At 46.5% G+C, this 22,830-nt stretch carries 21 protein-coding genes; 10 read left to right on the top strand and 11 right to left on the bottom strand.

The features are described from left to right. Both ilvB and ivbL read right to left on the bottom strand, forming a co-directional pair. A complete protein-coding gene (gene ilvB, locus ACMHKJ_RS18030; protein WP_413496104.1) occupies window positions 1-1,692 on the bottom strand; it encodes an acetolactate synthase large subunit in 1,692 nt (563 codons plus the stop codon). 109 nt (window positions 1,693-1,801) lie between these two features. Continuing rightward, window positions 1,802-1,906: an ilvB operon leader peptide IvbL gene (gene ivbL, locus ACMHKJ_RS18025; protein ID WP_150385191.1), complete on the bottom strand. Its 105-nt coding sequence runs from the start codon at window positions 1,904-1,906 to the stop codon at window positions 1,802-1,804. Window positions 1,907-3,286: 1,380 nt separating this feature from the next. Here ivbL and ACMHKJ_RS18020 point away from each other — a divergent pair. Further along, window positions 3,287-3,739, top strand: a complete 453-nt coding sequence (locus ACMHKJ_RS18020) for a hypothetical protein (protein ID WP_067365232.1) — start codon at window positions 3,287-3,289, stop codon at window positions 3,737-3,739. 169 nt (window positions 3,740-3,908) lie between these two features. Here ACMHKJ_RS18020 and ACMHKJ_RS18015 read toward each other — a convergent pair whose 3' ends face one another. Further along, window positions 3,909-4,436, bottom strand: a complete 528-nt coding sequence (locus ACMHKJ_RS18015) for a single-stranded DNA-binding protein (RefSeq protein WP_413496102.1) — start codon at window positions 4,434-4,436, stop codon at window positions 3,909-3,911. A 276-nt stretch (window positions 4,437-4,712) separates the two neighbouring features. On the opposite strand from ACMHKJ_RS18015, the gene uvrA reads away from it, so the two are divergent. From uvrA to ACMHKJ_RS17990, 5 genes are all read left to right on the top strand, one after another. Beyond that, entirely contained in the window at window positions 4,713-7,547 is a 2,835-nt protein-coding gene (uvrA, locus tag ACMHKJ_RS18010) for an excinuclease ABC subunit UvrA (protein WP_413496100.1), read from the top strand. Between the two features lie 131 nt (window positions 7,548-7,678). Beyond that, the gene (locus ACMHKJ_RS18005; protein WP_413496098.1) at window positions 7,679-7,945 is read left to right on the top strand and encodes a DksA/TraR family C4-type zinc finger protein; all 267 of its coding nucleotides are present in this window, start codon (window positions 7,679-7,681) and stop codon (window positions 7,943-7,945) included. 547 nt (window positions 7,946-8,492) lie between these two features. Then, window positions 8,493-9,902, top strand: coding sequence for an S-type pyocin domain-containing protein (locus tag ACMHKJ_RS18000; RefSeq protein WP_413496096.1), 1,410 nt, complete (start codon window positions 8,493-8,495; stop codon window positions 9,900-9,902). Beyond that, window positions 9,899-10,396 (top strand): DUF6392 family protein, encoded by a 498-nt coding sequence (locus ACMHKJ_RS17995; protein ID WP_413496094.1) that lies wholly within the window; start codon window positions 9,899-9,901, stop codon window positions 10,394-10,396. The genes ACMHKJ_RS18000 and ACMHKJ_RS17995 overlap by 4 nt, the downstream gene beginning before the upstream one ends. A 126-nt stretch (window positions 10,397-10,522) precedes the next feature. After that, window positions 10,523-11,014, top strand: a complete 492-nt coding sequence (locus ACMHKJ_RS17990; RefSeq protein WP_413496092.1) for a DUF6392 family protein — start codon at window positions 10,523-10,525, stop codon at window positions 11,012-11,014. A gap of 93 nt (window positions 11,015-11,107) precedes the next feature. Here the strand turns inward: ACMHKJ_RS17990 and ACMHKJ_RS17985 are convergent, their stop codons facing one another. The 3 genes from ACMHKJ_RS17985 to dnaB form a co-directional block, all read right to left on the bottom strand. Then, window positions 11,108-12,304, bottom strand: coding sequence for an amino acid aminotransferase (locus tag ACMHKJ_RS17985; protein ID WP_413496090.1), 1,197 nt, complete (start codon window positions 12,302-12,304; stop codon window positions 11,108-11,110). Window positions 12,305-12,358: 54 nt separating this feature from the next. Continuing rightward, window positions 12,359-13,438 (bottom strand): alanine racemase, encoded by a 1,080-nt coding sequence (alr, locus tag ACMHKJ_RS17980; RefSeq protein WP_067400750.1) that lies wholly within the window; start codon window positions 13,436-13,438, stop codon window positions 12,359-12,361. Window positions 13,439-13,517: 79 nt separating this feature from the next. Beyond that, window positions 13,518-14,924 carry a replicative DNA helicase gene (dnaB, locus tag ACMHKJ_RS17975; RefSeq protein ID WP_150385192.1) on the bottom strand — a complete coding sequence of 469 codons (1,407 nt, stop codon included), beginning with the start codon at window positions 14,922-14,924 and terminating at the stop codon, window positions 13,518-13,520. Between the two features lie 256 nt (window positions 14,925-15,180). On the opposite strand from dnaB, the gene ACMHKJ_RS17970 reads away from it, so the two are divergent. Further along, window positions 15,181-16,164, top strand: coding sequence for an NADPH:quinone reductase (locus tag ACMHKJ_RS17970; RefSeq protein WP_413496088.1), 984 nt, complete (start codon window positions 15,181-15,183; stop codon window positions 16,162-16,164). 92 nt (window positions 16,165-16,256) lie between these two features. Here the strand turns inward: ACMHKJ_RS17970 and dusA are convergent, their stop codons facing one another. Together dusA and ACMHKJ_RS17960 are read right to left on the bottom strand one after the other, a co-directional pair. Beyond that, window positions 16,257-17,303: a tRNA dihydrouridine(20/20a) synthase DusA gene (dusA, locus tag ACMHKJ_RS17965; RefSeq protein ID WP_413496087.1), complete on the bottom strand. Its 1,047-nt coding sequence runs from the start codon at window positions 17,301-17,303 to the stop codon at window positions 16,257-16,259. A gap of 393 nt (window positions 17,304-17,696) precedes the next feature. After that, on the bottom strand, window positions 17,697-18,887 hold the full coding sequence (locus tag ACMHKJ_RS17960; RefSeq protein WP_413496085.1) for a multidrug effflux MFS transporter: 1,191 nt from the start codon (window positions 18,885-18,887) through the stop codon (window positions 17,697-17,699). An 812-nt stretch (window positions 18,888-19,699) separates the two neighbouring features. Here ACMHKJ_RS17960 and ACMHKJ_RS17955 point away from each other — a divergent pair. Continuing rightward, window positions 19,700-19,942: a helix-turn-helix domain-containing protein gene (locus ACMHKJ_RS17955; protein WP_067400635.1), complete on the top strand. Its 243-nt coding sequence runs from the start codon at window positions 19,700-19,702 to the stop codon at window positions 19,940-19,942. Between the two features lie 51 nt (window positions 19,943-19,993). Next, window positions 19,994-20,326 carry a helix-turn-helix domain-containing protein gene (locus ACMHKJ_RS17950; protein ID WP_413496083.1) on the top strand — a complete coding sequence of 111 codons (333 nt, stop codon included), beginning with the start codon at window positions 19,994-19,996 and terminating at the stop codon, window positions 20,324-20,326. A 54-nt stretch (window positions 20,327-20,380) separates the two neighbouring features. Here the strand turns inward: ACMHKJ_RS17950 and ACMHKJ_RS17945 are convergent, their stop codons facing one another. Next, the gene (locus ACMHKJ_RS17945) at window positions 20,381-20,851 is read right to left on the bottom strand and encodes a YbaK/EbsC family protein (RefSeq protein ID WP_413496081.1); all 471 of its coding nucleotides are present in this window, start codon (window positions 20,849-20,851) and stop codon (window positions 20,381-20,383) included. Window positions 20,852-21,029: 178 nt separating this feature from the next. Here ACMHKJ_RS17945 and zur point away from each other — a divergent pair, with 178 nt between their 5' ends. Continuing rightward, the gene (gene zur / locus ACMHKJ_RS17940; protein WP_150385194.1) at window positions 21,030-21,542 is read left to right on the top strand and encodes a zinc uptake transcriptional repressor Zur; all 513 of its coding nucleotides are present in this window, start codon (window positions 21,030-21,032) and stop codon (window positions 21,540-21,542) included. Between the two features lie 83 nt (window positions 21,543-21,625). Here zur and lexA read toward each other — a convergent pair whose 3' ends face one another. Next, window positions 21,626-22,240: a transcriptional repressor LexA gene (gene lexA / locus ACMHKJ_RS17935; RefSeq protein WP_067365269.1), complete on the bottom strand. Its 615-nt coding sequence runs from the start codon at window positions 22,238-22,240 to the stop codon at window positions 21,626-21,628. Window positions 22,241-22,357: 117 nt separating this feature from the next. Beyond that, the gene (locus ACMHKJ_RS17930; RefSeq protein ID WP_067365313.1) at window positions 22,358-22,729 is read right to left on the bottom strand and encodes a diacylglycerol kinase; all 372 of its coding nucleotides are present in this window, start codon (window positions 22,727-22,729) and stop codon (window positions 22,358-22,360) included. Between the last annotated feature and the right edge of the window lie 101 nt (window positions 22,730-22,830).

Below are 22,830 nucleotides of genomic sequence, written 5' to 3'. Positions count from 1 at the left end.
TCAGGCACTGACCATATCGATATTGGCATCACCGGGCAATACCATCGGCCACACTTTTTCACAGACATCGATTAACGCGTGGATCAGACACGGACCGGGGCGGGAAATCGCCGCCTGCAATGCCGCCGTCGGGTCATTCTCTTTGTTCAGATCACAGGTCTGCAACCCGAATCCTTTCGCTATCGTAATAAAATCAGTCTGATATGGATAGGCAGACGCAACAATATGCTCATTAAACATCAGTGTCTGCTGCTGGTGAACCATTCCCAGCGCCTGGTTGTTCATCAGAATAATTTTGATATCCAGATTATGCTCTGCGGCAGTCGCCAGCTCCTGAATATTCATCATAATACTGCCATCCCCGGTAAAGCAGATAATTTTACGGGAAGGCTCTGCCAGTGCCGCACCAATAGCGGCGGGTAATCCGAACCCCATAGTGCCCAACCCGCCGGAGGTTAACCACTGACGCGGACGGCATAACGGATACGCCTGCGCCACCCACATCTGATGCTGCCCCACATCCGTGGTAATAATGGCATCATTGTCAACCGCGTCGGCTACGGCGGCGATCAGCCCGAAATGCGATAACGGATCCTCATGATTTACCTTAATCAACGGAAACTCATGTTTGATCTGTGCAATATGGTCGTTCCACTCCTGACGCGGATTAACCTCAATCTGTGGCAGCAGCATTGCCAGCACCTGTCCGGCATCCGCATTCACCGAGAGATCCGGTTGCTTGATCTTGCTTATTTCCGCCCGATCAATATCCACATGAATAATTTTGGCATCAGGACAAAACTGCTCTGCCTTGCCGATAGCGCGATCATCAAACCGCGCGCCGATCACAATCAGTAAATCGGATTCCTGCAAAATCATATTGGTATAACGCGCGCCGTGCATGCCCAGCATACCGAGATACAACGGATGCTTCTGCGGGATGGTTCCCAGACCCATCAGAGTCATGGTGACCGGCAACCCGGCACGCTCAGCAAAGCTCTGAACCATCTGCTGAGATTGCGATGCCACAATACCGCCGCCGATGTAGAGGATCGGGCGCTTAGCCTGATTAATCATCGCCGCTGCTTCAGTGACTTTTTCAGCATCAAACAACGGCAGCGGATCTTTCGGCATGATTGGCGGTAATTCATCAATTTCAATGATAGCTGACTGAACATCTTTCGGTACGTCAACCCACACCGGTCCCGGACGCCCTGATTCCGCGATCCGGAAAGCATCAGCAATAATTCCCGGCAAATCCTGTACGTTACGAACCAGATAGTTGTGTTTAGTGATAGGGATGGACATACCGTAAGTGTCCACTTCCTGGAACGCATCAGTGCCTATCATCGGAGAAGAGACCTGAGCTGTGATACAGACCAGCGGAACAGAATCCAGCTTGGCATCGGCAATTGCCGTCATCAGGTTCGTCGCACCCGGCCCGCTGGAAGAGATACACACCGCTGCTTTCCCGCTCGTTCTGGCTATCCCCTGTGCGATAAACCCGGCACCCTGCTCATGACGCGCCAAAATATGCCGGATACGGCTTTTCCCCAGTGCATCATACAGTGGCAGCGCCGCTCCCCCCGGGATACCGGACACCGTCGTGATGCCGTGTTGTTCTAACATGCGGATAATTAATTCCGCACCCGTCATCCGGGTTTTAGCCTGAGTGTCTTGCGAAGCTCCCATAACATAATCCTTCTCTTACAACCGGTTCAGTTTCGCGGAGCCTGATATAAAAAAACCCCGCTCGGTTTACGCCGGCGGGGTTAGTGATCTTCTTGCTGATCCCAGCCCGTTACGGCGCGTTGCCGACCACCACCACTACCACACGCACGACGACAACCGCGTCTGATAGCGCGGTTGTTAGTAGTACATTTTGTGGACGGATGAATGGTTTCACGGGGTATCTCTCAACAGTAATTGTGTATGAATAAATATCGTTGTGTATCTTAAAAAAACATAAGATCGAAAGCGGTACAAGCCTTTTCTGATTTATTTTGTAATCCGATGCTAAATTGTGATGAGCATCACATGTAAATCACTGCTGATAAATTGAAAAATAAATAACACATTGATTTATAATAACATTACAAAAAACAGGCTATTGAGTAACAGATGAAAATAGTATCAATCACACAGAAAAGCAGAGGTAAAAAAGGATATACGTTCCATTATCCGGAATAAAAATGGCATGTTTATAGAAATAGCAGAATTATCGGTTAGTACTCAGGAGAAAAAATCAGCATCCGATCACAAAATCATCTTTAGTGACTAAAAAATTATATTTTATTACTTTTACTGCTCATCCTGCTAAAAACAGCAGTTTACTCATACGATGAGCGGAGTAACTTAACCATTATCAGTTTGTGGTATTTTTGTTATATTTGGCATAATAAGTTACATTTAAGTTACAAATAACGTTTGAGTAGCCATATTTTCGTGATACAAATCACAAAAAATAAATACAATGATTGCCACCTTAAACTATTACCGGTAAAACGGAATCCGACACATGCTCTTTTAAACCTCTTATCATACTTTAATAATAAACAGATACCATAATGCATAATTACCCAATGATTTCATTGGGTTTTCTTTTAAAAAAATAAAAAACATCAGATAACACTATATTAAAAATACCCGTTACGATTAAAGAATAGGGCTGACAGGATAAAAAAGGTAGTTAAAAGATAGTTAAAAGGTAGTTTCGATATCAAAAGTAAAATAATGCACCCGTTAACCCGGGCTCCTCATGTATTCATCCAACGGCATGAGATATTACCCCTTAATTTATCACCCGATAAATAAGGGGTATTCTTTTAGCAATCAAAAGTTTTAGCTGTCAAAAAACAGAACGAAGCGGGTGTATACCCAACGTCATTCAAGATGCAGGCAGGCGGCAAGCTCAGCCCGCCGGGGAGCATACATAAGTATGTGACCCGGCGGTCGTCGTTCCGCCAACGAACCTGCAGTTTGAATGAATAAGGGTATAGCGTGATTGCGTATGTTCAGATTGTCCTGATATCCCGGCGGCAAAACACTTGTTATATTTTATTCACCCACAAAAAACACCTACGTGATATTACGCAGAAAAATCGTACTGATGCTGGTTTCATTAATTCTGAAAAAGAGTCTATTTCATATTTAAATTCATGTGTAACGCATCAGATGATGAAATTCCGGCAGAAAAATACAAAGGATCCACATTAAGACTAATCATTATTTATCTGCCTATATAAAGGAATATATTCATTACTCATTCAGAACAAGGAGCGTTTTCATGTTAAAAGTCTATGTTTGGTTACCGACAAAGAAATCGGCGGGTCATACCTCTATTTCATTTCGCAATAGTTATGTCAGTATCCGCACCACAGAAGGTGCCGGTGTCAGCGACGTAAATATTCAGGCCAGCCATCAGGGCTCGTTTATCGGCGCACTGAAAGAAGATGTCACTGCTGAAGGCGGCCGCCAGCCACAAGTTATTACTATCAACGAAATCAATACTGAAAAACTCGCATTCTTTATCGCGAATATCAGTAACCATATCCCGCAATATCAGTTCTCACGTTATAATAACGCACACGTTGTAGCGGATTGCTTAACGGTTGCATGTAATTCAGGCTCCGGTGCCGCAGGTCAGTATTCAAAAACGGCCGGTGGCGCGCTGGGTAAAGGCGTTTGGACATCAACAGATGTTCTGCGTTATGCAACAGAGCTGTCTCTGAAGGCGTGATGTAATTTGCCTGCGGGCAGAATATCGTATTAATTAATAAAAACACCCCGTGAATATTATATATTCCGGGGTGTTTTTTTAGGTTTCATTTAAATACAATATAATAAGAATATATTATTCAGACAAAAAAAATACCCTGCATAAACAGGGTATTTTCAATGATGCCGAATCAGAACGGAATATCGTCATCGAAATCCATTGGTGGTTCATTGCTCTGTGGTGCAGCCGGTTGCTGCTGAGCCTGCGGGCGCGGAGCACTGCCGCCGCCGCTGAACTGCTGAGATTGCTGCGGCTGCTGTGGTTGTCCCCAGCTTCCGCCCTGCGATGGATTGTCACCACCGCCACTGTTACGTCCGCCCAGCATCTGCATGCTGCCGCCGATATTGACCACAACTTCTGTCGTATAACGTTCCTGGCCGCCCTGATCCTGCCATTTACGGGTCTGGAGTGAGCCTTCGATATAAACCTGTGAGCCTTTTTTCAGGTATTCGCCGGCGATCTCTGCCAGTTTGCCGAAAATCACCACACGGTGCCATTCGGTTTTTTCTTTCATCTCATTGGTTTGTTTATCACGCCATGATTCTGATGTCGCCAGTGTGATGTTAGTAACCGCACCGCCGTTAGGCATGTAACGCACTTCCGGATCCTGACCCAGGTTCCCGATAAGAATGACTTTGTTGACGCCTCTGCTGGCCATGAAATGCTCCCGATGAAATTGTTTAGAACGTATAAGGATCCAGTCTAACACGTCTGAGTGATATTTTTGAAACGCTAATCCCCTGCCACGATCCGCTTTTCAGATTTGCGACTCCTCTCTGAAATCCACCGCACAAATTGCAATCATCTGACAGGGAAATTCTGCTGAGATTATACACAGATTTCTTCCGGTACTGGATATCCATTCAGTAAATTGTATGTAATAATGTCAGGCTGAATTAATTAGTCGCTATCTGAAACTCCCGGGAAATGGTACATGGATAATATCGATATACGGGGCGCTCGCACCCACAATCTGAAAAACATCAACCTTATTATTCCGCGTGATAAACTGATTGTTATCACGGGGTTATCCGGATCCGGGAAGTCGTCCCTGGCCTTCGATACACTGTATGCCGAGGGGCAGCGCCGCTATGTGGAGTCACTCTCCGCTTATGCACGTCAGTTTTTATCACTGATGGAAAAACCGGATGTCGATCACATCGAAGGGCTATCCCCTGCGATTTCTATTGAGCAGAAATCCACATCCCATAACCCGCGTTCTACAGTCGGGACAATTACTGAAATTCATGACTATCTGCGCCTGCTGTTTGCCCGGGTGGGTGAGCCGCGCTGTCCGGATCATGGTGTTCCGCTGGCGGCACAAACTGTCAGTCAGATGGTCGATAATGTCCTGAAATTACCGGAGGGTCAGCGCCTGATGCTGCTGGCGCCGGTAGTTAAAGATCGTAAAGGCGAACACACTAAGCTGCTCGACAGCCTGGCGGCACAAGGATATATCCGCGCGCGGATCGACGGGGAGATTTGCGATCTGTCTGATCCGCCGACACTGGAACTTCAAATCAAACACACCATTGAAGTGGTGGTAGATCGCTTTAAAGTCCGTGATGACCTGGCTCAGCGCCTGGCGGAATCATTTGAAACCGCACTGACGCTCTCAGGCGGCACCGTTGTGATCGCCGATATGGAAGACAAAACCGCAGAAGAACTGGTGTTCTCAGCAAACTTTGCCTGTCCGGCATGTGGTTACAGCATGAGCGAGCTGGAGCCGCGCCTGTTCTCCTTTAATAACCCGGCAGGAGCTTGCCCGACCTGTGACGGTCTGGGTGTTCAGCAGTTTTTTGACCCTGAACGCGTGGTACAGAACCCGAATTTATCCCTTGGCGGCGGTGCTATCCGTGGCTGGGATCGCCGTAATTTTTATTATTATCAGATGCTGATGTCCCTGGCTTCTCATTATAAGTTTGATATTGAGTCGCCTTATTCTGAGCTGCCCGCGAAAGTACAGAAAGCGATCCTGAATGGTTCAGGTCGTGAATCAATCGAATTCAAATATTCAAATGACCGGGGTGATGTCACTGTCCGCCATCATCCGTTTGAAGGTGTGCTGCACAATATGGAGCGCCGTTATAAAGAGACGGAATCCATGGCGGTGCGCGAAGAGCTGGCCAAATATATCAGTAACCGCCCGTGTATTTCCTGCGGCGGAACACGCCTGAAAAAAGAAGCGCGTTTTGTATTTGTGGAAGACACCACGCTGCCGCAGATTTCTGATTTCAGCATCGGGCATTCACTGGAATTCTTTAATAACCTGAAATTCAGCGGGCAGCGCGAGAAAATCGCCGAAAAAATCCTGAAAGAGATTCAGGATCGCCTGAAATTTCTGGTGAATGTCGGGCTGAATTATCTGACACTTTCCCGCTCAGCCGAAACCCTGTCAGGCGGTGAAGCGCAGCGTATCCGTCTCGCCAGCCAGATTGGTGCGGGGCTGGTCGGCGTAATGTATGTGCTGGATGAGCCGTCAATCGGGCTGCATCAGCGCGATAATGATCGCCTGCTGGAAACCCTGGTGCATTTACGTGACCTCGGTAATACCGTGATTGTTGTTGAGCATGATGAAGATGCTATCCGCGCCGCAGATCATATTATTGATATCGGACCGGGTGCCGGTATTCACGGCGGGGAAGTTGTCGCGCAGGGTTCGCTGGACGATATCATCAATACGCCGGAATCACTGACCGGTAAGTTTCTCAGCGGCGAGCGCCGGATTGAGATCCCGGAGAAACGCAATGTGGCAAACCCGGAAAAAATGCTGACCATCACCGGCGCATGCGGTAATAATCTGAAAGATGTCACACTGAATCTGCCGGTCGGGCTGTTCACCTGCATTACCGGGGTTTCCGGCTCGGGTAAGTCCACACTGATTAACGACACCCTGTTCCCGATCGCACAAACTCAGCTGAATGGTGCAACAACGGTTACCCCCGCGCCATTCAAATCGGTGGAAGGTCTGGAACATTTCGATAAAGTGATCGATATCGACCAGAGCCCTATCGGGCGCACACCGCGCTCGAACCCGGCGACCTACACCGGTATTTTCACCCCAATCCGCGAACTGTTTTCCGGCGTTCCGGAATCCCGTTCACGCGGTTATACGCCGGGACGGTTCAGTTTTAACGTTAAAGGCGGGCGCTGTGAAGCCTGCCAGGGTGACGGCGTACTAAAAGTGGAAATGCACTTTCTGCCGGATGTGTATGTGCCGTGCGATCAGTGCAAAGGCAAACGCTATAACCGCGAAACCCTGGAAGTGAAATACAAAGGCAAAAGTATTCACGAAGTGCTGGATATGACGATTGAAGAAGCCCGTGAATTCTTTGATGCGGTTCCTGCGCTGGCGCGTAAATTGCAGACACTGATGGATGTGGGATTATCCTATATCCGCCTGGGTCAGTCCGCGACCACGCTGTCCGGCGGTGAAGCGCAGCGCGTGAAACTGGCGCGTGAATTATCCAAACGCGGCACAGGTCAAACTCTGTATATCCTTGATGAGCCGACAACCGGTCTGCACTTTGCGGATATTCAGCAATTACTGACCGTACTCCACCAGTTGCGCGACCAGGGCAACAGTATTGTGGTTATTGAACATAACCTTGATGTGATCAAAACCGCAGACTGGATTGTGGACTTAGGTCCGGAAGGCGGCAGCGGTGGCGGCGAGATCCTGATTGCCGGTACGCCGGAAGAGGTCGCAGAGTGTGAGCGCTCACATACAGCCCGCTTCCTGAAAACTATTCTGGAAAGAGGCTATTAATCTTTCGAAGATCTGAACATACCGCAGCCTGTCTGCGGTATTTTTTTGTCCGCATTCTTTGCTGATTGAATTTTGAGCACCCGGTGGTAATCTTTAAAGATATGCAACACGACTCAGTACAGGAGGCAATAATGGCAAGCGGCTGGGCAAATGACTCCGCAGTGCAGGAACAAATTGATGCCACACTGGATGATGCCGTTGCACGGGTGCGCAGCCAGTTAACACACGGAGAAAGTGCGCTGTTTTGTGAAGAGTGCGGTGACCCGATCCCACCCGCCAGGCGGCAGGCAATTCCGGGTGTGCAGTTATGTGTGAAGTGTCAGACGGAGTCTGATAAAAAGCAGGCGGTATACAGCGGATATAACCGCCGTGGCAGCAAAGACAGTCAGTTACGTTGAAATTATTCAGGAAGCCATGCCAAAAAAATTGTGAGGACGCCACAGTACCGCGAACAGTACAGCATACAGTGACTACCGGCGCCATCAGGAGCCACTTTGCCTGTGCGGTTTTTTGTATCAGCTGGTTAAAGTAGCCCCCCGGAACAGATTAACGAATAGTGAGTAAACACATACAGCAAAATGTGTATATCGCACGATTTAACCCGGTAATACGTTATAACGGTCTGAATCACACTATTTCAGTCATATTTGTGAAGCGCAGGAAGCCACAATAAAATAGTTATGGCATTATAACTATAAGCATCAATATGTGGTGCTAGATGATATTGCCAATATAAAACTTGGATAAACTGACATCACCATACTGAAAACATTGCTAAAAATAAGGGGCAACCCTAAAGATAGAGTAAATTTTAATGTGGATTCAGATGTCTCATGGGATGAAAGCACTGCTTCTGCCTAACTAACCAGGTTGACATAATGGGTCTTATCAGAAGTCAAAATGTAGCACCAATATTGGGATTATTTTTAATGCAGAGGGTCAGAAATGCCGGAAAACAGATACATCGGAAGTGCAACTGGTAAATCAAATTTAGGATCATCAATAACGCCCGTTTATGTTACCGTACCAAAGTTGCGTTTTTTTATGGAGCCGAGAGCATTATCATTGGCACCCGCGCAATCTATACCTGTCACCTCATCCCAGATAGCCGTACCAAAGCCCGTACCATCCACTTATCCGAAGGAAACCGCAGAGATTTTATCTCAGGTAGTTAAAGTCCCCAACCCGATAACCGTATTGTTCATGGGGATGTTTTATTCTCCGGCTGTAGCCGATGCGACACTCGATCGGATTGTTATTGGTCGTCCATTCGAAAAACGGTCGATTGTGGGCGGTTTTTCCCGGTCTGCATCGACCGTGTCCACGTATGATTATACGTCAGAAGCATTTCTCAGAGAAATTGCAGAAGCCGAAAGCACGGTGACAACACGCGTTCGTTTTCGGGTAGTTGAAGATGAAAACAGCGGAAATCCGAAAATTGTCGGATATGCGGTGGATGAGCAGAGCGGGTTAGATCGCGTTCGGGTACGTTTTGCTGAACGTCATGATGATGGAACTGTAACCTTTTCTGATCCGAATTTTACCGGTCAGTTTGTTTGGGATACCCATAACAATACCGCAGAGTACAACGATTATACGGCTCAGGATGTCGCTAAAAATCCGGATTTAGCGTTTCAGTCGGTGAAATTCAGCCTTGATAGCGGAAAGCGAGGCTCCATTATTCATGATGGCGGCGGGATTGGCAGCTATCTTCCGCCTACGCCGCTTCCTGAACCACAAAAAATCTGGAGTCTACCTACCCCGATTATAGAGCAACACGGCGCCTGGAGTTTACCGGGGCAACCGATAGAGCCAGCTACTGGCTGGACAGAATCGCTGCCTATTCATGAAACCGATTTTAATGATTACATCATTGTCGATCCGTTAGGAGAAGTATCGGCGATCTATGTTTTTTTTCAAAAAGAGCCGGTGACTGATTTGGAGGTGGATTATTACGAAAATTTTAAAGGGCGCTCCCGAAAAGGTCTGTATGAAATAGATCATATTCCCTCTAAAGCGGCTGTCAGACTATATTTAAAAAATAAATATCCAACTTTAACTGAAACACAATTAGAAAAAATAATTAGTCAGGTTGCATCAATTGCCATTCCTAAAGAAATTCATCAAAAATGCAGTGAAACTTATGGTGGTCGTAATAATGGTTGGGTTGACTTTGAGGGAGAAACACCTTTACGACGTAAGGAATTCGATGCTACAAATTTAAGGGAAGCCGTTGATCGAAACTGGGAAGCCAACAGGAAATGCCTGAGAAACGAAGGATATTCTGACGAATTACTGGATGAGAAACTGGCTAAAATTCATGAATTAAACGAAGCAATAGGATTATACAAATGAGTGTCAATATTGAAGCACTGGTACAGCGTTTAGGTGATACCTATGATGAACTTTATAAAGATGGATTAATCCCTTATAAAACTAAGCCACAAGGAAATTCTGGCGATGATGTTTTAAGTCTTAGAATGACTAAAGAGTATGTTTTTTTATCATTTGATAACCCATCTAAAAAATTATCACAAATCACAATTACTGTCATTCCGGATAATGTACGAAACGGATGGGTTTTTCCTAATAAAATTCCATTCGGACTAGAACAGGTTATGACTGACCGTTGGTTGTATAAGCATATAGGTAACCCAATAAGGCAAGCACCGGAAGATATAATTTTGAATATTCCTATAGGTAAAACAGAAGTTTTCAAAATAAAGTGCACGACTAATTCAGGTAAAGAACTCGCTATGATCATTAGTTTTCATCCAGAAATGAAACATTTTGCTCAGGATGTGACTTTTGAGTTATTAGAAGATCTGGAAGAACGTTGGAAAATATAGACTTATAGATGATGCTATCATTATCTATACAAATAACTTCCTATAGTTTTTTTAAAATCCGGATATGGTTATTAAAACCAAAAATCAGATAGAGAATTAGCGAAATGAAGCAAGGGGATTATACAAATGAGTGTGAATATTCAAGCGTTAGTGCAACGTTTAGGGGATACCTACGATGAACTTTATAACGACGGACTGATCCCTTACAAAACCAAGCCTCAAGGAAACTCAGGGAATGATGTTGTCACGTTAGATATGAAAAAAGAGTATGTTTTTTTGGCATTTGATAATCCCTCGAAGAAGTTAAGAGAAATCACAATAACAGTTATTCCTGATGATATGCGAAATGGCTGGCGATTTCCTAACGATATTCCTTTTGGACTAGAGCAAGTAATGACCAAATGGTCGTTGCGTGAACATTTGGGTTCTCCTATTCGCACTGCTAATGAAAAAATAGTTATGGGTATACCTTTAGGGAAAATGGAAGTTTTTAAGTTTAAAAATGATTCCTTAAGTCAGGATATTGCTATTTCTTGTCGTTATGGTTTTAAAAAGGTTAACGTAAAAGAAATTACTTTTGAATCTCTTGAACAACTAAATAATGAATGGAAGCAATAGAAGCACTAATGCCCCGTGGCAGCAAAGACAGTCAGTTACGTTGAAAGTGCGCGGAACCATATTATCCCGCGCATAACGGTTTTCTGTGCAGGATCAGCGGCTGACCGCTGCAAATGCCTGTGCGATCACATCCACATTATGACGATTCACCCCCGCCATACAAACGCGACCCGAGCCGACCAGATAAACCCCGTGCTGCTCCTTCAGGGCGGTAACCTGCGCCTGACTGAACCCGGTGTAACTGAACATGCCGCGCTGATGCAGAAGATGATCAAAATTTCTCTCCGGCAGTGTCCCTTTCAGGGTTTCCACCAGCACAGTGCGCATATCGGCTATCCGGCGGCGCATGGTCTCCACTTCTGTTAACCACTCCGCTTTCAGTGCTGAATCATTCAGCACTTCAGATACCAGTTTTGCACCATAAGACGGCGCACTGGAGTAGACACGGCGAACACCGGCTTTCAGTTGTCCCAGCACACACTCTGCTTCCTGCTGTGTCGGGCAAAGGACTGACAGCCCGCCGACGCGCTCGCCATACAGGGAGAAAATTTTCGAGAAGGAGTTACTGATAAAACACGGGATACCGGCTGCCGCCATGGCGCGGATAGCATACGCATCTTCTTCCATGCCTGCCCCGAAGCCCTGATAGGCAATATCCAGGAAGGGGATCAGCCCGCGTTTTTTCACGACCGCAGTCACTTTATCCCACTGTTCAGGCGTCAGGTCAGAGCCGGTCGGGTTATGGCAGCACGGATGCAGTAAAATGATGCTTTTTTCCGGCAATGTTTCAAACGTTGCCAGCATTTCATCAAATTTTACGCCTTTGGTCTGCGGATCAAAATACGGATAATAATGGGTTTTAAATCCGGCACCGGCAAAGATCGCCTGATGGTTTTCCCATGTTGGATCACTGAGCCAGACATCTGATCCCGGAAAATAACGATGCAGAAAATCAGCGCCGATCTTCAGTGCGCCTGATCCGCCGAGAGTTTGGATCGTCACTACCCGCCCTTCGCGGATCAGCGGACTCTCATCACCGAGAAGCAACGCCTGAATAGCGCTGCGATAAGATGCCAGCCCTTCCATCGGCAGATAAAGTGATGCGCCGTTGTCCTGCGCGATATAGCGCTGTTTCGCCAGTGCAATGCTGTTGAGTTGCGGAGTTACCCCGGATTCATCGTAATACAGACCAATACTGAGATTGACCTTATCTTTCCGGGGATCCTGTTTAAAATGCTCGACAAGCGTTAAGATCGGGTCGCCGCCGTAGGCGTCTACATGTTCAAACACAAGCGATACTCCTGATAGTTATTTTTCTCACTTCAGACCATATCGCGTCGTATTTTATTCGTCCAGATATTCCATCGCCACACGCGATGTCAGCTTGGTGATAAGCTCATAGGCGCTGATACCACTGACATCTGCAATATGCTCAACCGGCAGCGAATCCCCCCATAAAATCACTTCATCACCGGCTTTATCACTGCAATCCGGACCTAAGTCGATAGTAATCATATCCATGGAAACCCGTCCGGCGATCGGCACATTGCGCCCGTTAATCACCACCGGTGTACCTGACGGTGCACTGCGCGGATAGCCGTCACCGTAACCGACCGCGATCACACCGAGGCAAGTATCGCGTTCACTGACCCAGGTGCCGCCGTAACCTACCGGTTCGCCCGCTTTGTGTTTGCGAACGGCAATCAGGCGGGATTTCAGCGTCATCACCGGTTTCAGTCCGTACTCTGATGCATCGGTGCCGGTTTTCGGGGAAACACCGTAAAGAATGATCCCGGGGCGTACCCAGTCAAGATGCGCCTGCGGCCAGTAAAGGATCCCGCCGGAGGCAGAAATGGATTTTTCACCTGGTTTGCCATCGGCAAAAGCCATAAAGCGGGCAATCTGTGCTTCTGTCGGTTGAGGATCGTCTTCATCTGCCCGGCTGAAGTGGCTGATGAGATTCACCGGCTGCTTCACATTTTTGCACTGACAAAGGCGCTGATAAAATGCTTCGGCTTCTTCAGGACGCACACCCAGGCGGTGCATCCCGGTATCTATTTTCATCCAGACTTTTACCGGGTCTGATAATTCTGCCTGCTCCAGCGCCTGTAACTGCTCTTCAAAGTGAACCGCGACTTCCAGACGACTCGCAACAATAACCGGTAAATCTGATGCATCGAAAAAACCTTCCAGCAAAATGATAGGTTTTACAATGCCACCCGCGCGTAATGCATGTGCTTCACTTAACCGCGCCACGGCAAATGCATCGGCATCAGTGAGTTCACGGGCAATTTCGACTAATCCGTGACCATACGCATTTGCTTTGACCACGGCAACATGGCGGCTATCAGGTGCAAGCGCCCGGATCTGCTGCCAGTTGTGGCGCAGCGCACCACGGTCAATGACGGCTGTTGCCGCTTTCATAGGGGTTCCTTGGTTATGTGTGTTTGCTGTTGGTTTTATTGTCCGGGGTAATAATCCGCCTGCACTGTATTCAGGTGGATTATTCATCGTCATAACTCGGTCCGGCGTAGTTATCAAAGCGCGACCACTGCCCGTTAAACGCCAGGCGGACGCTCCCGATAGGACCATTACGCTGCTTACCGATGATAATTTCAGCAACGCCTTTTAAATCACTGTTTTCGTTATAAACTTCATCACGATAGATAAACATAATAAGGTCGGCATCCTGCTCGATAGAACCGGACTCACGTAAGTCTGAGTTTACCGGACGTTTTTCAGCGCGCTGCTCCAGACTACGGTTTAACTGAGAGAGAGCCACCACCGGCACCTGTAACTCTTTTGCCAGTGCTTTCAGGGAGCGGGAGATTTCCGCAATTTCCAGGGTTCGGTTATCGGACAGAGACGGCACCCGCATCAGTTGCAGGTAGTCGATCATAATCATACTCAATCCGCCGTGCTCGCGGAAAACCCGCCGGGCGCGGGAGCGCACATCGGTCGGCGTCAGGCCGGAAGAGTCATCAATATACATATTGCGCTTTTCAAGCAGAATACCCATGGTGCTGGAGATCCGCGCCCAATCCTCATCATCAAGCTGCCCGGTACGAATCCGGGTCTGGTCAACGCGGGAAAGAGAGGCGAGCATACGCATCATGATCTGATTGCCGGGCATCTCAAGGCTGAAAATCAGCACCGGCTTATCTTCTGTCATCGCCGCATTTTCACATAAGTTCATGGCGAATGTTGTTTTCCCCATGGATGGACGCGCTGCAACAATAATTAAATCCGAGGGTTGTAAGCCGGCCGTTTTTTTATCCAGGTCATGATAACCGGAAGAAACCCCGGTCACGCCGTCATGCGGCTGCTGATACAACTTTTCAATTCTCTCAACAGTTTCTTCGAGAATCGCATCGATCCCTTTCGGCCCTTCATTTTTATTGGCACGATTTTCGGCGATCTGAAACACGCGGGATTCAGCCAGATCGAGCAGATCTTCACTTGAGCGCCCCTGCGGATCATATCCGGCGTCGGCTATCTCATTGGCGACTGAAATCATATCGCGGATAACAGCACGTTCGCGGACGATATCTGCATAAGCGTTGATATTCGCGGCACTTGGCGTATTTTTTGATAATTCTGCCAGATACGCAAAACCACCGACATTATCCAGCTCGCCGCTCGTATCCAGTGCTTCAGACAGCGTGATCAGGTCAATCGGGCGGCTCTGCTCCAGCAGGCGCTGCATCTGGCTGAAAATAGTCCGGTGCGGGCGGCTGAAAAAGTCCTCGCTGGTCACACGCTCAGAGACATTATCCCAACGTTCGTTATCCAGCATCAGTCCGCCGAGAACAGACTGCTCAGCCTCCAGGGAATGCGGCGGTAATTTCAGCCCTTCCATCTGATGGTCGCGGGGTTTGTCGTTCTTGGTGTCCTTGGGATATCTGGCCATGAAACTCTCTTACTTGTCGATACGTCAGTCGGGGAGAATAGTCTGGTCCCGGAAGGGGGACTGAATGGGCTAGTATAGCCCTCATTTGCCGCCGATTGCACGAAGCTTGAGAAATTTTCAGTGACATGCAATTATGCAAAATACAATAAATCATCTGATTATCTCTTCTGCTTACTGTTTCCGCGGGATCCCGCAGTCAACCTGCATGTAATCCGCATGTAAGTAGCCAGTTTCTTTTCCGAATGAGGTTCCCTCCATGGCTAAACGTATTGAATTTGATGCTCCCGGCGGCGCTGATGTACTCGTATACCGCGATTTCACCCCGGCAGATCCTGCACCGGGTGACGTTCAGGTCGAAAATAAAGCGATCGGTGTGAATTATATTGATACCTATTTTCGCAGCGGACTATATCCGGCACCGGTTTCGCCATCAGGTGTTGGTTCAGAAGCCGCAGGTGTTGTGGTAAAAATTGGTGCCGGTGTTAAGTACATTAAAGTGGGGGATCGCGTGGTATACGGGCAATCTCCGCTGGGTGCATACAGTGAAATTCATAATGTACCGGAAGAAAAACTGGCTGTTCTGCCTGACGGGATAAGCTTTGAAACAGCTGCGGCCTGCTTTATGAAAGGCATGACCGCCTTTTACCTGCTGCGCAAAACCTATGAAGTAAAAGCCGGAGAAATTTTCCTGTTCCATGCCGCCGCCGGTGGTGTCGGACAAATTGCCTGCCAGTGGGCGAAAGCACTGGGCGCCAAAATGATTGGTACGGTCGGCTCTGATGAAAAAGCGCAGAAAGCAAAAGCCGCCGGAGCATGGGAAACCATTAACTATAATAAAGAAGATATTACTGAGCGCGTGCTGGCACTGACTAACGGCGAAAAAGTGGGTGTCGTTTATGACTCTGTCGGGAAAGATACCTGGCTGCCCTCTCTCGACTGCCTGAAACGTCGCGGTCTGATGGTCAGTTACGGTAATGCATCCGGCCCGGTAACAGGTGTTGATTTGGGCATTTTAAATAAAAAAGGTTCACTGTATGTGACCCGCCCTTCTGTCTTTGGTTATATCACTAACCGTGAAGAATTAAATGAAGCCAGCAAAGCCATTTTTGACCTGATCCTGAGCGGCAAACTGACTATTTCCATTCCGGTGGATCAGGTTTATCCGCTGAAAGACGCAAAATCAGCTCATCAGCGCCTGGAAAGCCGCGCAACAACCGGTTCCAGTATTTTAATTCCGTAATTACATTATCTGATAATCAAAAATGCCCGGCGCTTCAGTGAAAAGCCAGGCATTTTTTTAATGAATGATTTGCACGAAGGTATTCTGTGTTGTTATTCCGCGTTATCTTTTCGCGTAACAAATGCCAGCGCCGCTTCAATGACTTTCACATCCGCTCCCGCTTTATGTGCATTTTCACTCAGATGACGCCGCCACTGACGCGCGCCGGGAATGCCCTGGAAAATACCCAGCATATGACGGGTGACATGACCCAGATACATCCCCTTCGCCAGTTCTTCTTCAATATACGGGTACATGGATTCAATCGCCGCGATAGTATCAGTGACCGGCAACGCATCATCAAATAACGCATTATCCACCTGCGCCAGAATCGACGGGTTCTGATACGCTTCACGTCCGACCATTACCCCATCCATATATTGCAGATGAATTTTTGCTTCTTCTAAGGTTTTAACCCCGCCGTTCAGCGCCATTGTCAGGTGCGGAAAATCTTTTTTCAGCTGATAAACACGCGAATAATCCAGCGGCGGGATCTCGCGGTTCTCTTTCGGGCTGAGTCCGGAGAGCCAGGCTTTGCGGGCATGGATAATAAACATCTCACATCCCCCGCGATCCGCGACTGTACCGACAAAATCACAGAGAAACTCATAGCTGTCCTGATCGTCGATACCAATCCTGGTTTTCACTGTCACCGGGATATTCGTCACATCACGCATCGCGGCGACACAATCTGCAACCAGCCCGGCATTTCCCATCAGACACGCACCAAACATGCCATTTTGCACACGATCAGAAGGACAACCCACATTCAGATTGATTTCATCATATCCGCGCGCCTGTGCAAGCTTCGCACATTCAGCGAGTGCTGCCGGGTCACTGCCGCCCAATTGCAGAGCAACCGGATGTTCTGCCTCGTTATACGCCAGATAATCACCTTTACCGAACAAGATAGCCCCGGTCGTCACCATTTCTGTATACAAAAGGGCATGGCGACTGAGTTTACGGTGGAAATACCGGCAATGACGGTCAGTCCAGTCCAGCATCGGTGCAACGGAAAAGCGGTTGAGGTTCTTATAGCCGCTGATGGCGCGTGGTTGCTGGTTTTCGGTGGTTTTTTCTGTTGGCGTATTTTGGTGCATATTGGGTCTTTTATGTAAGTTTGCTTTATTGGCCCCCTGTCAGCCCCCGGAGAGACGGAATACAAATAAGGAAGCACATAACTGATGAGTGATTGTATCACAGAGCATGAGCTGCACACTGATCTGCAATCAGGACCGGATGCACAGTATATCCAGACACAATACATCACTCCGGGCGGAGGTGCCGGGCGGATATAACCCCGGATAATAAACGTGATGAATTTACCTGATAAATCGGATGACATCAGACTGATTACAGTAATGATGCTGCACGCGTTGGTCTGAGTTATTCTTATTCATGGGTAACAGTGGCTTGTAAAAAAACAAGCCCCGGAATTTTTCAGTGGCTTGTTTTTCTGGTTTGAAACTAATTAACCTATTAATATTATAAAATTATTCTTCTCTCTTTTTTATCTGCTCATTTTTACTGACCCGGTATGCATTCCACGCCAGCAATCCGCCGCACAGCATAACAATCGCCAGCGCTGATTTTGGCGGTAACGACGATACTATTGCGAGGAGTGCGAAAAATGCCCCGCCCGCCATCTGAATAAATCCGACTAATGCCGAAGCAACACCGGCTGTCTCTGAATAAGGTTCCAGTGCATAACTGGTTGCCGGACCCATAATAAACGCCAGTCCTGAACATGAAATAACCACAGGTAACATATACACCAACCAGTGGCGCTGAATATCAGCGGGCATCAGAAATAAACTTATTACCAGCACGGCACAGCCTGCAATCATCATTCCTCCGCCGGTAAACAGACAAACAGGACGGCCGGCTTTTTGAATAATACGGTTAGCAACCATACTGACAGCCATAATCCAGAATCCGTTAAAACCAAAAACAACTGAAAATAGCAGCGGACTAAGCCCTGCATCTCCCATTAATACTGTTGGTGCCAGGGAGACATACGTTAAAGCCATTCCCATAGTACCGGCATTTACCAGTGAGAATATTAAAAACCGCTTATTACATAAAATTGAAATCATAATTTTAAGCGGTTTTTCTTTTACCTCATTTTTATTTACAGGTCTGGTTTCAGGAAGATATTTAGTTATAAGAACCAGAACCACGACTGCATATAATGTCAGGAATCCGAAAGGTGCCCGCCATCCGTAATATTCAGCTAATATCCCACCCAATAACGGTGCTAACGCAGGAACAATATTTAGCGTTCCGTTTAAAAAACCAAAGGCACGAGCCGCTTCATTGCCGTTAAAACAATCACGTACACTGCTGAATGCAACAACAGACGTACAACAAACAGCAAGTCCCTGTAATAAACGGGAAATAATAAACATCGCGGGTGTGACAGAAAATACGGCTGTCAGAGAGCCGGATATATACAGAATAATACCGATGACAGCCATCGGCCTGCGTCCGAACCGATCAACAAGATACCCGGTTACCAACTGTCCAAGGCCTAATACAAGAATAAATAAGGATATTGTTGACTGGATCAGTGACTCGCTGCTGCCTAATCCTTTTGCTATCGCGGGGATAGTCGGCAGGTACAGATCGATACCTAATGGTCCGAGCAAAACCATAACAAGTAATAAAGGTAATAGATTTCGCATATAATAAATAATTCGCTAATTCTTTGACAAACATGAAGAATACACTAAACACTGCTTTTTTCAACAGTTTCACTTTCCGGACGTTATTACCAATAACCAAGTGAATACGACATTATCACACAGGAATATTATTTTCGTTTCATTTTATTTGTTTTTTACAAAATATGATGATCACCATAAAATAACACGTGCATGATGTACAAATAAAATAACAACCAATCAAGCCAAGATAATTAAATAGGATAACCTGTCAATATTACATTAATATATCCACATATTTACAAGCAGATATATTTATATGTTATTTCTGATAAACCGAAGCATAATGAAATTATTATTACAATTTATGGAAATTTTTTATATTATTTTATCTATTATCTATACCGGTATCCGCTCAATGGATTTAACAAATCTGCGTATACGCTGTGATGTATCCGGTATTTGTACCTCACTACATCAACCATGATGGCAAAGCCTGTCGCAGTAGTTTAATCACCCATTATGCACACATATCCAGCATCAATATCTTTATATTAGGTATAATCCCGAGTAAATATCAGAATATTCCCCTTACCCGTCATTCATGTAAGATGTTAAAACCCATGGATTATCCATAACAATATGAAATAGTTGAGGTTACCGTGTTCATACCTAGTTACGCCCGGGTGGATGTTTATATTTTGTTGATTTTTTGTATATATTACATATTAAAATGGTATCGATTATACTTTTTAAAGACCCCTTTTGAGGAAACAAATCCGTCAAGTTAAATTTCAATATTATTAATGACAACCGTTTATCTAAAATAATTTATGACAACATATGATAAATATGAGTTGGCGATGTTTATTGGCAAAAAAATAAAGTGTCAGCGTATTTCCCGATGCCTGACAGGAAGAGAACTGTCAATGAAAATTAATATCTCACAGCAACAGCTATCCCGATATGAAACGGGAGCGAGTTTAATTCCTCTTGATAAGCTATTAATGCTCGCTGACGTCCTGAATATTAATGTTAATTATTTTTTTGATGATACCCGTTGTGATGAAGAATAGGCTTTAATTTGACAAACATTAATATGTAATTAACCAGACTGACAGATGATAATGAGTAATAAAACAGATAATAACCTGAACATCAGCATCAGCGAGATGTACAAAATGGTCGGCGGACAGATTCGCAAGATACGTAAACTCACCGGTATCACCTCAACCGAACTTGCCGGGATGATTGGCGTATCACAACAGCAAATATCCCGCTATGAAAACGGCAGTACCAAAATTTCATTAGATATTATTCTGAGGATCTCACGGGTATTAAATACCTCTCCCTACTATTTTATTGACGATGGTCTGCTCTTTTTTATCCACCATCACCTTCCGGAGGAAAGTACTGTTCTGCACGACACAGATACCCTGCTGCCCGTAATAATAATATAGTCACCCCCGGATACCCGCTGCAATAACACAGCTCAGTGTTATTGCGGCCTTTAATTATGCCGGCAGTGTCGTGACATCAATCCACTTTGCATCAGTCAGTTCCGCCAGACGGGCAGGAGCAAGCCGTACTGCTGAATTAGCCGATCCCGCTGCCGGTAAAATAACCTCATACTGTTTCAGAGAATGATCCGCATAAACCACCAGCGGTGCGGGTAACCCGAAAGGACACGCACCGCCGACCGGATGCCCGGTAAAGAGAACAACATCATCAGCAGTCAGCATTTTAGCTTTGCAGCCAAACTGTAGTTTAAATTTTTTATTATCCAGACGGGCATCTCCTGCCATAACCACCAGGATAGCGCTCTCATCCGTCAGTTTAAATGAAAGCGTTTTACAAATTTGTCCGGGAGTCACACCATGAACCTCTGCGGCCTGTACCACTGTTGCGGTAGGCTGTGCGGTTTCAATAATCGTTATCTCCGGGGCGTGTGTGTTAAACCAGGTACGGACAGCATCAATACTCATTCAGGAACTCCTTTTGATTATTATTTGTTTTATTGTGTCTGCCCCTGAAAGCTCAACATAATTCGCCCTGAATTGGCAGCAGTTTTTTCGACAAAATAGTACCGGTTCCGGTTATTCTGCCGGAATTCATGCTAGAGTGAGTCGTTTATCTATTTATTGGTTAACGGAAGGCAATGTCATGCAACCTGTTGATATAACATCTTTATTAAAAAAAGCAGAAGCACTGTGTCAATCACGCAGTGTGCGCATGACCTCTCAGCGTAAAGCTATCTTACAACTGATTGCCGGGCAGCACGGCGCCATCAGTGCGTATGAATTACTGGATTTACTGCGGGAAACAGAGCCGCAGGCAAAACCGCCGACCATTTACCGCGGGCTGGAATTTCTGCTGGAACAAGGGTTTATCCACAAAATTGAATCAACAAACAGCTTTGTCATGTGTCCGCATTTTGATAAACCCAGCCACACCTCTGTTTTATTTATCTGTGATCGCTGCAATAGTGTGACTGAGCGGGATGGTGAACAGATTGATTCACAAATTAATCTGCTGGCAGATGCCGCACAGTTTCATATCCGCCATAGTGTGATTGAAGCGCACGGCTATTGCCGTCCCTGCTATGATATCGAATCCTGCACACACAGAGATAAATGTCTGCACGACCACGAAGAGCCGCATAAACGCGGGCGCTGAATAACAAAAAACCACAGGACCCGTCTCCGGCGCACTGTGGTTTTTTAAGCGATTTTACGTATTAACTCATTTCTGTCACTGAATCAGTTCCAGTCGCTGTTACGGATAACCCCGACAGCCAGACCTTCAACAATAAAGCTTTGTTCCCGTAAATCGACAACAATCGGGCTGAACTCTGCATTTTCAGCGTGAAGCTCAATTTTATTGCCTACTTTCTTAAACCGCTTAACGGTAACTTCATCTTCAATGCGGGCAACCACAACCTGGCCGTTATGCACGTCCTGGGTTTTATGCACCGCAAGTAAATCACCATCCATAATACCGATATCTTTCATTGACATGCCATTTACCCGTAGCAAAAAATCGGCGCTGGGTTTAAAGAGTGACGGGTCAACCTGATAATAGCTTTCGATATGTTCCTGCGCTAATAAAGGTTCACCTGCAGCCACGCGGCCAATCAGAGGTAAACCTGCATCGTCTTCTTCTTCCATAAGCAGACGGATCCCCCGGGATGCACCCGAGATAATTTCAATTACGCCTTTACGCGCCAGTGCTTTCAGATGCTCTTCCGCCGCATTCGGAGAGCGAAAACCCAGGCGGGCCGCAATCTCTGCACGCGTTGGTGGCATGCCCGTCTGCGCAATATGGTCACGTACCAGGTCATATACCTGTTGTTGCCGTGCCGTCAGTGCTTTCATTCCGCCCCCTGTTTGTTTATACAGTCAAGCTGTGAGTATATACAGGTATTTCAGGATTGGGAACCACAACATGAGGGAAATACGCGCACAACTGCATGTTTCATAAAAAATAGTCTGTCACAGTCGCTGAAAATAGCCGATAAACAGCATAATCCAGATAAACAACCCCAGTAATGACGCAACAAACACCGCCGCCGATCCCATATCTTTCGCCCGACCGGAAAGCGCATGGTATTCTGTACCGATCCTGTCAACAACGGCTTCAATCGCACTGTTAAGCAGCTCAATCACCACCACCAGCACCACGGACCCGACCAGTAAAATCCGCTCAATGGCTGAGAAGGATAATGAAAACGCAATAATCACAGCAGGAACAAGTGCCAGCAACTCCTGACGGATTGCTGCTTCATGCTGCCATCCTGCTTTCAGCCCTTTCCAGGAATAACCTGCTGCTTTAATTACACGTATAAAACCGGTATTTTTCTTCATTTTGGTCACTGTTTATTCATTGATTATCTGAAAATTTGCCGCTGATTTTTCACTGCGTTATTATTGGTGTAACACAGACCCGGCTTCGCCTTTCTGGTATG

It is taken from the genome of Morganella psychrotolerans (assembly GCF_965118875.1).
GTDB classification, from domain to species: domain Bacteria; phylum Pseudomonadota; class Gammaproteobacteria; order Enterobacterales; family Enterobacteriaceae; genus Morganella; species Morganella psychrotolerans_C.
The sequence above is the reverse complement of the archived record's forward strand: the minus strand, read 5'-3'. Positions and strand labels throughout refer to the sequence as shown.